The 14747-nt window shown below is 62.5% G+C and carries 12 protein-coding genes; 7 read left to right on the top strand and 5 right to left on the bottom strand.

What is annotated here, in order from left to right; all coding sequences use genetic code 11:
* Nucleotides 1-37 precede the first annotated feature (37 nt).
* From ACN9MO_RS04520 to ACN9MO_RS04510, 3 genes are all read left to right on the top strand, one after another.
* Nucleotides 38-1438, top strand: a complete 1401-nt coding sequence (locus ACN9MO_RS04520) for a multicopper oxidase family protein (protein WP_112995463.1) — start codon at nt 38-40, stop codon at nt 1436-1438.
* Between the two features lie 78 nt (nt 1439-1516).
* The gene (gene rnd, locus ACN9MO_RS04515) at nt 1517-2668 is read left to right on the top strand and encodes a ribonuclease D (protein ID WP_058320199.1); all 1152 of its coding nucleotides are present in this window, start codon (nt 1517-1519) and stop codon (nt 2666-2668) included.
* Nucleotides 2669-2956: 288 nt separating this feature from the next.
* Entirely contained in the window at nt 2957-4006 is a 1050-nt protein-coding gene (locus tag ACN9MO_RS04510) for an adenylate/guanylate cyclase domain-containing protein (RefSeq protein WP_058320200.1), read from the top strand.
* 22 nt (nt 4007-4028) lie between these two features.
* Here the strand turns inward: ACN9MO_RS04510 and ACN9MO_RS04505 are convergent, their stop codons facing one another.
* The gene (locus ACN9MO_RS04505) at nt 4029-4436 is read right to left on the bottom strand and encodes a DUF2000 family protein (RefSeq protein ID WP_112995479.1); all 408 of its coding nucleotides are present in this window, start codon (nt 4434-4436) and stop codon (nt 4029-4031) included.
* On the opposite strand from ACN9MO_RS04505, the gene ACN9MO_RS04500 reads away from it, so the two are divergent.
* Nucleotides 4435-5331 (top strand): AraC family transcriptional regulator, encoded by an 897-nt coding sequence (locus ACN9MO_RS04500; protein ID WP_113132292.1) that lies wholly within the window; start codon nt 4435-4437, stop codon nt 5329-5331. The two genes, ACN9MO_RS04505 and ACN9MO_RS04500, sit on opposite strands and share 2 nt — an antisense overlap.
* 206 nt (nt 5332-5537) lie before the next feature.
* Entirely contained in the window at nt 5538-6896 is a 1359-nt protein-coding gene (locus ACN9MO_RS04495) for an esterase-like activity of phytase family protein (protein WP_112995478.1), read from the top strand.
* A 65-nt stretch (nt 6897-6961) separates the two neighbouring features.
* Here ACN9MO_RS04495 and ppx read toward each other — a convergent pair whose 3' ends face one another.
* The 4 genes from ppx to ACN9MO_RS04475 form a co-directional block, all read right to left on the bottom strand.
* Nucleotides 6962-8485: an exopolyphosphatase gene (ppx, locus tag ACN9MO_RS04490; RefSeq protein WP_058329393.1), complete on the bottom strand. Its 1524-nt coding sequence runs from the start codon at nt 8483-8485 to the stop codon at nt 6962-6964.
* Nucleotides 8486-8496: 11 nt separating this feature from the next.
* The gene (locus ACN9MO_RS04485; protein ID WP_057252898.1) at nt 8497-10683 is read right to left on the bottom strand and encodes an RNA degradosome polyphosphate kinase; all 2187 of its coding nucleotides are present in this window, start codon (nt 10681-10683) and stop codon (nt 8497-8499) included.
* 64 nt (nt 10684-10747) lie between these two features.
* Nucleotides 10748-11437, bottom strand: a complete 690-nt coding sequence (hdaA, locus tag ACN9MO_RS04480) for a DnaA regulatory inactivator HdaA (RefSeq protein WP_425986718.1) — start codon at nt 11435-11437, stop codon at nt 10748-10750.
* A 26-nt stretch (nt 11438-11463) separates the two neighbouring features.
* A complete protein-coding gene (locus ACN9MO_RS04475) occupies nt 11464-12585 on the bottom strand; it encodes an AI-2E family transporter (RefSeq protein WP_058329395.1) in 1122 nt (373 codons plus the stop codon).
* 372 nt (nt 12586-12957) lie between these two features.
* Between ACN9MO_RS04475 and purM the strand changes: the two genes are divergently transcribed.
* Both purM and purN read left to right on the top strand, forming a co-directional pair.
* Nucleotides 12958-14028, top strand: coding sequence for a phosphoribosylformylglycinamidine cyclo-ligase (gene purM, locus ACN9MO_RS04470; RefSeq protein ID WP_058329396.1), 1071 nt, complete (start codon nt 12958-12960; stop codon nt 14026-14028).
* Complete coding sequence (purN, locus tag ACN9MO_RS04465; protein ID WP_057252632.1) at nt 14025-14693, top strand: phosphoribosylglycinamide formyltransferase; 669 nt, start codon at nt 14025-14027, stop codon at nt 14691-14693. Before purM ends, purN begins: the two co-directional genes overlap by 4 nt.
* Nucleotides 14694-14747: the final 54 nt, after the last annotated feature.

Below are 14747 nucleotides of genomic sequence, written 5' to 3'. Positions count from 1 at the left end.
ACCGGCAGCAACCTGAACAGCAGCCGAGATTGCCGAAATGCCCGTCATCAGCCGCCGCACTTTTCTTCAAGGCTCCGCTGCTCTGGGAGGTGCCTTTGCGCTCGGCGCCGGCATGGCGGCCCGCGCTGGGGCCGCGCCGGATCCGCAGACCCTGACGGCACGCCTCACCGAAGCGCAGATCGCCAGGGATGGCGTGACGCCGAAGGTGATGACCTACGGTTTGGGCGAGGCTGAAAACAGCGGCGTGCCGCCGGTCCTGCGCATGCGCAAGGGTGAGCCCTACGCCGCGCGTCTCATCAACCGGCTCGACGAGCCGACGACAGTGCACTGGCACGGCCTTCGCATCGCCAACGCCATGGATGGCGTTCCCGAGCTGACGCAGCCCTATGTCTATCCCGGCGACCGTTTCGACTATCTCTTCACGCCGCCGGACGCCGGCACCTTCTGGTACCATCCGCACTGCAACACGCTGACCCAGATGGGCAGTGGGCTCACCGGCGTGATCGTCGTCGAGAACCCCGAGGATCCGGTCTTCGATGCCGAGATCGTGCTCAACCTCCGCGACTGGCGGCTTGGCACGGGCGGCGCCTTCATCGATCCGTTCAAGCCGCGCGATGCCGCGCGCGGCGGGACCTATGGCACGGTGCGCACCGCCAACTGGCAGCAGGAACCGACTTACGACGCACGGGCCGGCGGGCTCATTCGCGTGCGCATCGCCGCGACCGACGTTACCCGCATCTACACGATCGGCCTCGATGGCGCTGAGGCGATGGTGATCGCGCTCGACGGCAACCCGGTCGACAAACCCTTTTCCCTCGATCGCTACGACTTCGGCCCAGGCCAGCGTGTCGACCTGGCGTTGCGCATGCCCGATGGCGAGGGCCAGACCGTTTCCCTCGGCAATTTCCGCGGATCGCATCCCTGGACCATCGCACGCTTCCGGGCGATCGGCGCGTCGCTGAAACGCGACCTTAGGGATGTCGCCCCCCTGCCCGCCAACCCGATCGCCGAGGCGGATCTCTCCGTCGCGACCCGTGTGCCGATCGAGCTGACGGCGACGGCCGAGCACAAGGCGGCGCCTTCGATCTGCGGCTCTCTCGGCTATACGTTCTGGGCGATCAACAAGGTGCCGTGGCCAGGCGACACGCCGGACCCGATCGCGCCGATCGAGGAGATGAAACTCGGCAAGAGCTATGTGCTGCAGATTGCCAACCGGACGCCGCATGCGCATCCGGTCCATCTGCATGGCTTGAGCTTCCGTATTCTCAACTCCAACAAACGGACCTTCCTGCCGCCACCGACCGATACGATCCTGCTTTTGCCCGACGAACAGGCGGAAGTGGCGCTAGTAGCGGACAATCCGGGCGACTGGGTCATCCATTGCCACATCATCGAGCATCAGAAGACCGGCATGACGGGTTATTTCAAGATCGTCTGAGAATTTCGATTGTGACAGATGCCGCGAAGAGCTACACGAAAATCTAAGCCGCATTTTTGCCACAGTGATTTAAATCTGATGATTGAAACAACCACAGACCTTGAGGCCGCCTGCGAGCAGCTGGCCCGTTCAAATTATATTACGATTGACACCGAATTTCTGCGTGAGACGACCTTCTGGCCGGAGCTCTGCCTGATCCAGATGGCGAGTCCGGATCTCGCCGTCATTGTCGACCCGATGGCCAAAGGCATCGACCTTTCGCCCTTCTTCGCGCTGATGGCCAATCCTGAAGTCATCAAGGTATTCCATGCCGCGCGTCAGGACATCGAGATCATCTTCCATCTCGGCAACCTCATTCCGCACCCGATCTTCGACACACAGGTCGCGGCCATGGTTTGCGGCTTCGGCGATAGCGTCTCCTATGACCAGCTCGTCAACCGCGTGACCGGCACCCAGATCGACAAGTCCTCGCGCTTTACCGACTGGAGCCGCCGGCCGCTGACCGACAAGCAGCTCGACTATGCGCTCGCCGACGTCACGCATCTGCGCGACATCTACAAGTATCTGGCTGCAGAGCTGGAACGCGAGGGGCGTTCGTTGTGGCTGACCGAGGAGATGGCGATCCTCGAGGCACGCGACACCTATGACCTGCATCCGGACGACGCCTGGCAGCGTCTCAAGATGCGCGTCAAGAAACCGATCGAACTCGCCGTCCTCAAGACCGTCGCTGCCTGGCGCGAACGCGAGGCGCGCGCCCGCAACGTGCCGCGCGGCCGCATCCTGAAAGACGACGCCATCTACGAGATTGCCCAGCAGCAGCCGAAGGACGCGGAGGCCCTGGCGCGGCTTAGGACCGTTCCCAAGGGCTGGGAACGCTCCAGCGCCGGAACTGCGGTCATCGAGGCGGTCAACGAGGCGCTAGCGATCCCGAAGACCGATCTGCCGAAGCTACCGCGCCAAAACCATACGCCGGAAGGCGCCGCTGCCGCAGGCGAAATGCTCAAGGTTCTTTTGAAGCTCATCGCCGAAAAGCAGGGCGTGGCCGCGAAGATCATCGCCAACAGCGACGATCTCGACAGGATCGCCGCCGAAGGCGAGAAGGCCGATGTCGGCGCACTCAAGGGCTGGCGGCGCGAACTCTTCGGTGAAACCGCGCTGAAGCTCATCAACGGCGAAGTGGCTCTTCGTTTCGTCGACAAGAAGATCGAGACGGTGGAGCTCGGCAGCTAGATCGCGTTTGCGACAGGTGGCAAACGGTATCGGGCGGAGTCAAGTTTCCGCCCGAATCCGGCTCTAGCTGAAAGCCGGGCGGAACAGAATCACCATCGTCTCGAACGAAGGTGACTACTGCATGTTTCCTTAATCGTACCCGATTAAAGGGCAAAAACATGCAGAAATTCAAAGTGCTACAGCGACCCTTGCGCGTCTGATAAGACGCGCGCCGCCGTAGGCGTGGCAGAGCGGCAACGTTGCGTGCCGACTGACACGTATGCCGCTTCTTCCGTACCGGGGCTTCCTATGCGTTGGCGCTTCTCCACTTTCGAAGGACTTCTGCTGCTGCTCGTCATCGCGGGCGCAGGGGCAGTTTACGCATGGGTTTTCTATGGAAAGGGCGCCCTGATCGGCGCCACCTACGCGCTCTTTATGTGCCTGCCGATCATTGCCTTCGAGAGGCGCATCATCTTCCGGCGCCTCAATCGGCGGATCCACGCCTTCTCGACGCCTGTCTTCTTTGTCGCCTCGCTTGCGATCTACTTCGTGCTTCTCGATGTCGGCTACGCGGCGGCCGGCCTGATCATGCAGACAAGCGGCGTTATGGACGACAACTGGATGGAGGCGATGACGCCATCCAAGACGGTCCTGCTCTTCGCATTGGGTATCTCGGGTTCGCTCGTCTTCATCCTCCGGGTTCGCGAGCTTTTGGGCCGCGATGTCTTTCTGAGCCTGCTGACGGGGCGTTACCGCAATCCGGTTCAGGAAGAGCGCGTCTTCCTGTTCGTCGACCTCGCCGGCTCGACCAGCTACGCCGAGAAACACGGCGACCTCAGGATGCAGGAATATCTCGGCCGGCTGTTCGCGACGATTGCCGACCCTGTGCTGCGCTATCGGGGGTCGATAGACGACTATGTGGGCGACGCTGCCGTCATCACCTGGCCCTTCGACCGCGCCACCAACAATGCGGCCTGCATTCATTGCGTCTTCGACATTCTGGAAATAATCGATGCGGAGGCGCACCGCTGGCAGAAGGAATTCGGCGAGGTCCCGCGCCTGCGCGCAGCCCTTCATGGCGGCACCATCGTCGCTGCCGAAATCGGCCTCGACAGGCACAAGATCACCTATTTCGGCGATACGGTGAACACCACCGCCCGGCTGGAAGGCTTTTGCAAGACACTCGGCCACCAGGTGCTGATCTCCACCGACCTCGCCCGCAAGATGCGTCTGCCGCACTATGTCCGGGTCGAGGATCTCGGCGAGCACGCGATCAAGGGCCGCGGTCAAAAGCTCGGCGTTCTGGCACTGCGTGTCGGAGGCTCGACGTCCGCCCTTGCGCCCAGTGCGGCGGAATAGTCACCGTCGGGCCGTAGCCGCTTCAGCCGTGCAGTTTTGCGCCCTTGGTAATCTTGTCGACCAGCTTCTTGTCCGCATGGATGGCGATGCCGGCGACCGCGGCATCGTCCGGTCTGGTTTCCGCGAAAACCGCGCGATTGGCATTGTCGTGGCCGGTGGCGAACATGGCGTCGACATAAATCGACGTCCGCACATCCCTTTCGATCGCACGCCGTTGAATGTTGCCAAGCGTCTTCCCATCTGCGGCGAGCACGATGATCGGCTGAACGCTCAAGGCGTTGTAGACGTTGCCGGCGCCGTCGCGATAATCTTCGCCGATGATATCGGGCTTCTGTCCGGCAATACCGGTGGCGAGGAAGGCGGTGACGTTCAGCTTTTGCCAGGTTGCCAGGTCTTCGCGCAATACGATCGCAAATTTGGTATCGAACATGACGGTCATCTCCATTTCAGCCCGACAGGGCGTGCCGGAAGACGCATTATCGGAGGGTGCTGCCGTCGATCTTGAACGATTGTGCGGGACGCGAGGTGACGGTATCCGGGTCGCTCCCGCCGTCGATGGCATCGAGCGCATAGAAGCGCGCCTGCATGGGAAATTTTTCGAACTGCACCGCCACGACACCTATGCGATCGGCGTGACGCTCGGCGGCGTCCAGACGTTCCAGTACCGCGGTGAAAGCCGTTTCAGCAGGCCCGGAAGCATCATCATCCTCCACCCGGACGAGGTCCACGATGGCGGCGCGGGAACGGAGATCGGGCTGCGCTATCGGATGATGTATCTGCAGCCGGAACGCTTGCTCGCCGCGCTCGGCGAAACGGGGCGCGCCCTGCCCTTCGTCGCAGCACCGGTGGTGGGTGACGAGGCCCTGCGGCAGGCGGTCGGAGAAGCCGTGATGGACCTCGACAATGGCATCGACGAACTGGCGCTTGACGACATCCTCGTTCGGATCGCGGAGGGCCTCTACCGGCATGCCGGCGCCAAGGACATCAAGCCGGGAAAGGCCGACAAGCACGCAGTTCTGGAGGCAACCGAATACCTTCGCGCCAATCTCGAGCGGCCCGTGGGTTCCCAGGAACTCGAGGCCGTCAGCGGGCTCGATCGCTTCACGCTGGCGAGGCAGTTCCGCAAAGTTCTCGGCACAAGCCCGCATCGCTACCTCCTGATGCGCCGGCTGGAGCGCGCCCGGCAGATGATTGCCAGGGGAGAAAGTCTTGCAGGTGCTGCGCTCGAAACCGGCTTTGCCGATCAGGCGCATTTCACCCGCCATTTCAAGCGCGCCTATGGCATAACACCAGGACGCTGGGCGAGCCTCGCCGTCGCCGGCTGAGCCTGTCACCAAAGCTTCATCGGTCTGTCAGACAAGCATCACCCCTTCGTCATCTAAGCCGCCTATCGGGTTGCGGTCTACAGCGCCGCGCGTCTTATCAGACGCGTAAAGGTCGCTGTAGCACTTCGAATTGCTGCATGTCTTTGTCCTTAAATCGAGGGCGATTTAAGGAGGCATGCAGGAGGCTCCAACCCATGGTGACTTTTATGACGAAAACGCTTCTCGCCACCGCGGCGCTCTCACTTTTGATGACGATGGCCGCCTCGGCCGAGGAAAAGTCCTTCACCGCAACGCTGAAGGGTCACGCGATCCTGCCGGCGAACACGATCATCGCCGCTCCCTCGGATGCACCCGATTACCTGAAGACCTCCGGCAAGTTCACCTCCGCGGACCGCAAGCGCGCAGAAGCGCTCGGCACCGTGCCGGGCAAGGACGGCGTTCGCCCGACCGGGCTTTCGCTGCCCTTCAACGGCCAGCCGATGCAAGGCTTTTCCGGCATCAAGGCGATGGAGGACGGTACGTTCTGGAGCCTCTCCGACAATGGCTTCGGCAACAAGCTGAACTCCACCGACGCCATGCTGATGCTGCATCACGTCAAGATGGACTGGGATGGGGGCAAGGTCGAAGCGCTGAAGACCCTCTTCCTCACCGACCCGGACAAGAAGGCACCCTTCCCGATCGTCATGGAAGGTTCTGACAAGCGCTATCTCACCGGGGCGGATTTCGACGTCGAATCGATCCAGCCGGTCGCCGACGGCTTCTGGGTTGGCGAAGAATTCGGACCCTACATCCTCAAGTTCGATCTCGACGGCAAGCTGACGGACGTGGTTGCGACGACGGTCGATGGCAAGCCGGTCCTGTCGCCCGACAATCCGACGCTGACGCTGCAGGCCGACCCGTCGAAGAAGACGCCCGCTTTCAACCTGAAGCGCTCCGGCGGCTATGAAGGCATGGCCCTTTCCAAGGATGGCAGCAAGCTCTATGGCCTGCTCGAAGGCCCCCTCTGGACGGACGGCGAAACGGTCGAGCAGGCCGATGGTCGCCCGGCGCTGCGCATCATCGAACTCGATGTCGCGAGCAAGGCCTGGACCGGTCGCAGCTGGCTCTATCCGCTGGCTGAAGGCGGCGAGGCGATCGGCGACTTCAACATGCTCGACGACAAGACCGCGCTGGTGATCGAACGCGACAACGGCGCCGGCACGGTCGACAAGGCGTGTGCCGACCCGAAGGACCCGAAGCCGGACTGCTTCGCCACCGGCTCCAAGGTCAAGCGCATCTACAAGATCGCCTTCGATGACAGCAATGTCGGCAAGGCCGTCCGCAAGATCGGCTACATCGACCTGCTCAAGATCGCCGACCCGGATAACAAGAAGCGCCAGGGCGGCGGCGAAGGCTTCTACGACATGCCCTTCGTCACCATCGAGAACGTCGACCGCGTCGATGAGACCCACATCATCGTCGGCAACGACAACAACCTGCCGTTCTCGGCCGGTCGCGCGCTCGACAAGGCCGATGACAATGAATTCGTGCTGCTCGAAGTCGGCGATTTCCTGAAGGCCGAATAATCAAAAAGGGCGCGCCAGCCCAGGTTGGCGCGCCCTTTCCGCAAGAAACAAGATTTTCCCCAGCCTCAGCTTTCGAAGTGGAAAGCGAGCCTCTTGCCGGTGAGCTTGCCGAGTTGCTGCAGGCGCCCATCCAGCCGCTCGCCGGCAAACTCCGAATAGGCGGCCGGAACGACGATCTCGAGATCCACGTCCGGCTGGGACGATTTGCGGAACGTCAGGTTCTGCGTAATCCCCGGCATCGACGCCGAGAACAGGTAGGCGACACGCAGCAGGCCGCCGAGCAGCTTCGCCAGTTCCAGCAAGCGCGGCGTGGTGATACCGGCAAGCGCGTTCGTGGCGCCGTCATCGTTCAGCCCTTCGAAGCGGTAGTAGTTGGCAAGCGCGATATAGGCGCGGCCCGCATGGGTGATACCGGAGAAGGTCGAGTGGGCGATGATGTTCAGCGCCTGCAGGCCGCGATAGTCGGGATGCGCGCGCCAGCTGATATCGGCGAGCAGGCACGCGGCCTGACGATAACGGCTTTCCTCTTCCGTCTCTTCTATCCCGAAGAACGGCACCATGCGGCCCGTCCAGTCGGCCAGTTCACGCGCATGCTCGGGTGAGCGGGCGCGCAGGATGGCGATTTCATTCGCCGCCGTCAGCAGCGGATCCTGGGCGCGTTCCTCGTCCTTCAGCAACGAGAACAGATAGCCTTCGCGCACACCGAGTGCCGAGAAGGAAATCCGCTCCGGCTTCATGATCGAGAGCGCTTCCTGCATGGCGATCGCCCCGAAGGGCAGAAGGCTGCGGCGGCTCTTCGAGATCGTCGCATAGGCCGACGGCTTGATGCTCTTCGGCTCGATCACTTCAGGCAGCAGCGCCATCGCCTCGTCGTAGGAAATCTCGTAGCCCTGCATCATGTGCAGCGGATAGTCCCGGGTCTCCATGTGCAGCTTGGCGATCGAGCGCCATGTGCCGCCGACGGCGTAGAAGGTGCGGCCCGTACCGGTCCTCAGCACGGCCGAGTTCTTCATGAACTTGCGCACCCAGGTGCGCGCTTTCGTGAGCGAGCCATTGCTGTGTTCGAACAGCCGGATGCCGCCGAGCGGCAGGGTGATACCCTTGCCGATCTTCGTGCCCGAGACGTCGACGAGCTCAAGGGAACCGCCGCCAAGGTCGCCGACGACGCCATCAGGATCGTGATAGCCGCTGACGATACCCATCGCGGAATAATAGGCCTCCTCCTCGCCGGTGAGGATACGGACCTTATGGCCGAGGATCGCCTCCGCCTTCTCGATGAAGGCCGGACCGTTGCTCGCTTCGCGTGCTGCCGCCGTGGCGAGCACATACATCGATATGGCACGCGCCTGCTTCGAGAGCGCGTGGAAGCGATGCAGCGCCCTGAGCGCGCGCTCGACGCTTTCTTCGTCCATGCGTCCGGTCGCATCGATGCCCTTGCCGAGACCGCACATCACCTTTTCGTTGAACAGCATGGCCGGCGAACGGCTCAGGCCTTCATAGACGACAAGGCGGATGGAGTTCGAACCGATATCGATAACGGAAACCGGGCGGATGCCGGGCAGACGCCCCTGCGCTTCTGATTCGACCATGCAATTCCAGTTTATTTGTGCCAGCCGCTCTTCCAGCCAGCTATGAGCTTCGGTGCGCTGGACTTCAGGGCTTCACCCCGGCCGGAGAGGCTGGGATTGGTCATGAAATAATGCTGTGCGTTGAAAGGCTCGGCGTCCTTGCCGACTTCCATCCGGCGAGAGGTGCCATCAGGAAGAATTTCGTAGCTCTGCTGGTTGTCGATGAGATTGCCCAGCATGATCTGCGACAGAACCTGTTCGTGCACAGTCCGGTTGATGAGAGGCACGAGCGTCTCGACCCGCCGGTCCAGATTGCGCGGCATCATATCCGCCGAGCCGATATAGACAAGGGCATTTTCCGATGGAAGCCCATGGCCGTTGCCGAAGCAGAATATGCGGGAATGTTCGAGGAAACGGCCGACGATGGACTTGACACGGATGTTGTCGGAGAGCCCGGGGACTTGCGGCCGAAGGCAGCAGATGCCGCGCACCACGAGGTCGATCTCGACGCCGGCGCGGCTCGCCTTGTAGAGCGCGTCGATGATTTCCGGGTCGACGAGAGAATTCATCTTCATCCAGATCGCCGCCGGGCGCCCGGCCTTGGCATGTTCGATCTCTTCGTCGACGTGCTTGAGGATGCGCGGGCGCAGCGTGTGCGGCGAAACCGCGAGCTTCATGCCGGCTTCCGGCTCGCCATAGCCGGTGATGAAGTTGAAGATGTTCGCCATGTCGTGGGCGATCACCGGGTTGCAGGTGAAGAACGACAGGTCGGTATAGATCTTCGCCGTCACCGGGTGATAGTTGCCGGTGCCGAGGTGGCAGTAGGTCCTGAGCCTGCCTTCCTCACGCCGCACCACCATCGACATCTTGGCGTGAGTCTTGAGTTCGATGAAACCGAAAACGACCTGCACGCCGGCGCGCTCGAGGTCGCGCGCCCAGCGGATATTGGCCTCCTCGTCGAAACGGGCCTTGAGCTCGACCAGCGCCGTCACCGACTTGCCGGCTTCAGCCGCATCGATCAGCGCGCGCACGATCGGACTGTCGTTCGAGGTGCGGTAGAGCGTCTGCTTGATGGCGACCACTTCAGGATCGCGTGCCGCCTGCAACAGGAACTGCACGACGACGTCGAAGGATTCGTAGGGGTGGTGGACCACCATGTCCTTCTCGCGGATCGCCGCCAGGCAATCGCCGGCATGCTCGCGGACGCGCTCGGGAAAGCGCGGATTGTAGGGGTCGAAGCGCAGATCGTCGCGCGGCGCCTTGGTGATTTCAGAGAGCGTGTTGAGCGCCAGCAGGCCGGGGAGAACGGCGATGCGGTTTTCCGGAACGCCGAGTTCCTGCACGACGAACTGGCGCAGCGACGCCGGCATTTCCGAATCGGTCTCGATGCGGATCACCGAACCACGGCGACGGCGCTTCAACGCGGTTTCGAAGAAGCGCACCAGGTCTTCGGCTTCTTCCTCCACTTCGATATCGCTGTCGCGGATGATGCGGAAGGTACCGGAACCCTTGACCTCGTAACCGGGGAACAGCCGATCGATGAACTGGCTGACCATATCTTCGAGCGTAATATAGCGGATGACGTTCTTGACGTCGGGCAGCCGGATAAAGCGGTCGAGCGCGACCGGCAGGCGCAAGAGCGCGGTCATCGGCTCGCGGCCAGTCTTGCTGACGAGCTGCAGGCCCATCGAGAAGCCTAAGTTCGGAATGAACGGGAACGGGTGCGCCGGATCGATCGAGAGCGGCGTCAGCACCGGGAAGATCGACTGGTCGAACTCGTTGGCAAGCCAGCTCCTGTCCTGCGCCGACAGCGACGCCGGGCGCACGATCAGGATGTCTTCCTTGGCGAGATACTGCTGCAGGACCGCAAGCGAGGCCTGCTGCTCCATCTGCAGATTGTCGATTTCCTTGAGGATGTCTTCGAGCTGTTCGACCGGCGTCTTACCATCGGGCGAGCGCATGGAAAGGCCCTGGCGCACCTGCCCTTCCAGGCCCGCAACGCGCACCATGAAGAACTCGTCGAGGTTGGCAGCGGAGATCGACAGGAAGCGAATCCGCTCCAGCAGCGGATGTGCCGTATTCAGCGTTTCTTCGAGCACGCGACGATTGAACTGCAGCCAGGAGAATTCGCGGTTGATGAAGCGCCGCGGGCTGGTCAGCAGATCGATGTCCTCCACTGCCGCCTGGTTTTCGTTCACCGCCGATACCGCGTTATCCATGCTCATTCGATCCCATTGCTCCGGTTGCACCGGCTATCTCAGTTTGACGACGGTTCTGTGACAGTCAATCGGACCGCCGCCGATTCCCCAGTTCTTCGAGAACTTCGGAAGCAAGTGCCCGGCTGAGCTTCGTTCCGCGGGAAAGTGCCAGATGGTCGATGCGCTCGACGATCGTCTGCGCCGCCTCCAGCGACCGCTCCATGCGCTGAACGATATAGCCCACGAGCCGCTCGTCGACGAAGAGCTGGCGGTCGGCGAAAAGCTTGATCAGCACCTGCGTCAGCAACTCGTCATCCGGCTCGCCGATCTCGACGATGGTCGCCGCCTTCAGGCGCGAGCGCAGATCCGGCAGCGTCACCGGCCAGGACATCGGCCATAGCCGCGTCGTCATCAGGAGACCGGTGCCATGCTGGCGCACGTTGTTGATGACGTGGAAAAGCGTCGTGTCGTCAAAGCCACTGCGGTCGGCGTCCTCGAAGAGGACAGGCTTCTCCGCCGCAATCAGCGCGGCATCCGAGCCGGCGAGCGGATGGATCGTTTCGGCCCCTGCCCGCTCTTTCCAGATGCTGGCGAGATGCGATTTGCCGGAGCCGACGGGCCCGGCGATGATGACGACCGGCGACGGCCAGTCCGGCCAGTGGTCGACGACGGCGATCGCAGCGCTCAGCCTGTCGGAGACGAGCAGGTCCTCACGGCCCGTCGCCGGGTCGTGGCCGAAGGCCAGGGGTATTTGTTCGAATGGGCGTTTTGTCATGCTGTACTCGGGACAATCGTCGGAAATCAGGCGGCCTTGTCGCTCTTCGCCTTCTTTTCCACGGCCTTGCCGTGCCCGTGATAGAGGTCGCTATCAAGGTACCGCTGGATGCCGAAGCGGACAAGCACGCCGATGGCGGCTGCTGCCGGCACCGCCACCAGCAGACCGACGAAGCCGAAGAGCGCGCCGAAGGCAAGGAGCGCAAACATCAGCCAGACCGGATGCAGGCCGACGCTTTTACCCACCAGCTTCGGCTGGAGGATGTTGCCCTCCATGAACTGACCGCTGAAGAAAACTGCAAGCACGAGGCCGATCCAAAGATAGTCCGGCCAGAACTGCACCAGGGCAACGCCAACAGCGAGCACCAGGCCGACCATGGATCCGACATAGGGAATGAAGCTGATCATGCCGGCGAAGAGGCCGATCAGCAGGCCGAAATTGAGACCGACCAGCGACAGGCCGATACCGTAATAGAGGCCAAGGATGACGCAGAGCGAGCCCTGCCCGCGCACGAAGCCGGCGATCGTCGTGTTCATGTCGCGGGCGATCTGGCGCACATCCGAGACGTAGTCGCGCGGAACCCAGCTGTCGACCTTCTCCACCATCCGGTCCCAGTCGAGCAGAATATAGAAGGCGACGACAGGGGTAACGACCAGCAGCGAGATGACATCGAGCAGCGCCACGCCGGAGTTCCAGATCTGCTGGAAGAGCGTGCCGACGAAAGCGGCTCCCTGTTCCAGCAGCTTGCCGGAGCTCTGCTTGAGCGACGGCATCTGGCTCGCCAGCCAATCGGGGATCAGTCGCGTCTGCGCTTCGTTGACGAGCAACTGCAGCTTGGCGGCGTAGCCCGGGATGTTCGCGATGAAATCCGAAGCCTGGCTGACGACCACGGGAATGATGACCATGAGCGCCAGCACGAAGACCACGACGAAGCCGATCAGGATGACGACCGTCGCCATCAACCGGCTGAGGCCAAGCCGCTCGAGACGGTCGGCGACCGGATCGAGGAAATAGGCAAGCGCCATGCCGGCAAGGAACGGCAGCAGGATAGAGCTGAAAACCATGAGGAAGGCAATGAAGGCGGCAAGCACCAGCAGCCAGAAAATGACCTGGCGCTGCAATCCGGAACCGCTGACCTTGATATCCATGACACTCCCTTTAGATCGCGATGATTTTAGGTCGGATCGACCTGAAATCATAACAGTGGTCGCTTGTCACAAGCGGGAGCGGGGTGCGGGCGGAAAACCGCGCACACTTTTCCACATCCCGCGCTGGCGCGCCGCATGCGCCGATCGCGTATCACAACCCTGCAAGGAGATAGGGGGCGGCGCGGGCGCCGGTCAAGTCCAACCGGGCAAGGCCGCACGGTTTGGAGCCATGCTGCTTCGCTTCTACCGTGGGATATGGGCAAAATGTTGAAAAAACGCCGCCAATCCGTGCTCTCGGCTTGCACTCCCTTGCCTGCCGTGCCAATCGCATCCGCAAAATATCTGTCGCACGACGAGCCTTGGAGAACGAGCATGAGCCAGTCGGGAAAGAACGGCCTCACCTATAGCGATGCGGGCGTGGATATCGACGCCGGCAACCTGATGGTCGAGAAGATCAAGCCGCATGTGCGCTCGACGAGGCGTCCGGGTGCCGACGGTGAGATCGGCGGCTTCGGCGGTCTGTTCGACCTGAAGGCGGCAGGCTTCACCGACCCGGTTCTGGTTGCCGCCAATGACGGCGTCGGCACCAAGCTGAAGATCGCCATCGACGCCAACAAGCACGACACCGTCGGCATCGACCTTGTCGCCATGTGCGTCAACGACCTCGTGGTCCAGGGCGCCGAGCCGCTGTTCTTCCTCGACTATTTCGCGACCGGCAAGCTCGATCCGGATCAGGGTGCGGCGATCGTCGCCGGCATTGCCAGCGGCTGCCGCGAAGCGGGCTGCGCGCTGATCGGCGGCGAGACCGCCGAGATGCCGGGCATGTATTCGGGTGGCGATTATGATCTCGCAGGCTTTGCCGTCGGCGCTGCCGAACGCGGCCAACTCCTTCCCGCCGGCGACATCGGCGAAGGCGACGTCATCCTCGGCCTCGCATCGTCGGGCGTTCACTCCAACGGCTACTCGCTGGTGCGCAAGATCGTCGCGCTCTCGGGCCTTGCCTGGGACGCACCCGCGCCGTTCGGCGAAGGCACGCTTGCCGATCTCCTGATGACGCCGACGCGCATCTATGTGAAGCCGCTCTTGAAGGCGATCCGCGAGACCGGCGCGATCAAGGCGCTCGCCCATATCACCGGCGGCGGCTTCCCCGAGAACATTCCGCGCGTGCTGCCGAAGCACCTCGCCGCCGAGATCGACCTCGATGCGATCAAGGCGCCGAAGGTGTTCTCCTGGCTTGCACAGACCGGCGGCGTTGCTGCCAACGAGATGCTGCGCACCTTCAACTGCGGCGTCGGCATGATCGTCGTCGTCCCGGCGGACAAGGCTGCGGAGATCGCCTCTGTGCTGACCGACGAAGGTGAAACCGTCTTCACGCTCGGCCGGATGGTCGCGCGCGACGAAGGTGCTGCCGGCACGATCTACAAGGGCACCCTCGCCCTATGACGACTGAGGTCTCGACGGGCAAGAAGCGGGTCGTCGTCTTCATTTCGGGTGGCGGCTCCAACATGCTGGCGCTGGCGAAAGCCGCGGCCGAGCCAGGTTTTCCCGCCGAGATCGTTGCGGTCATCGCCGACAAGGCGGATGCCGGCGGCCTCGTCAAGGCGGCAGCACTCGGTATTGCCACACGCAGTTTCCTGCGCAAGGATTTCGACAGCAAGGACGCCCACGAGGCGGCAATCCTTGCCGAGCTCGATCGCCTATCGCCGGATATCATCTGCCTGGCCGGCTATATGCGGCTGCTTTCGGCAACCTTCATCCAGCGCCATCAAGGGCGGATCCTCAACATCCACCCCTCGCTGCTGCCGCTCTTCCCCGGCTTGCACACCCATCAGCGGGCGATCGACGCCGGCATGAAGGTCGCCGGCTGCACGGTGCACTTCGTGACCGAAGGCATGGACGAAGGCCCGATCCTCGCGCAGGCAGTGGTGCCGGTTCTCCCCGGCGATACATCCGAAAGCCTTGCAGCGCGGGTGCTGACCGTCGAGCACCGCACCTATCCGATGGCGCTCCGGCTGATGGCCGAGGGCAAGGTGCGCATGGAAGATGGTCGCGCGGTGAGCCATAGCGCTGCCGAAGCAACCGCCACGCTGATCTCGCCTGCCGCCTGATTAGAGCACCCCGCTTTCAGTGAAATTACTGGAAGCGGAAGATGCGCTGGATCA

Source organism: Ensifer sp. R-19, from assembly GCF_049905105.1.
Taxonomy (GTDB): domain Bacteria; phylum Pseudomonadota; class Alphaproteobacteria; order Rhizobiales; family Rhizobiaceae; genus Ensifer.
This window is presented reverse-complemented; position numbering and strand designations above follow the sequence as displayed.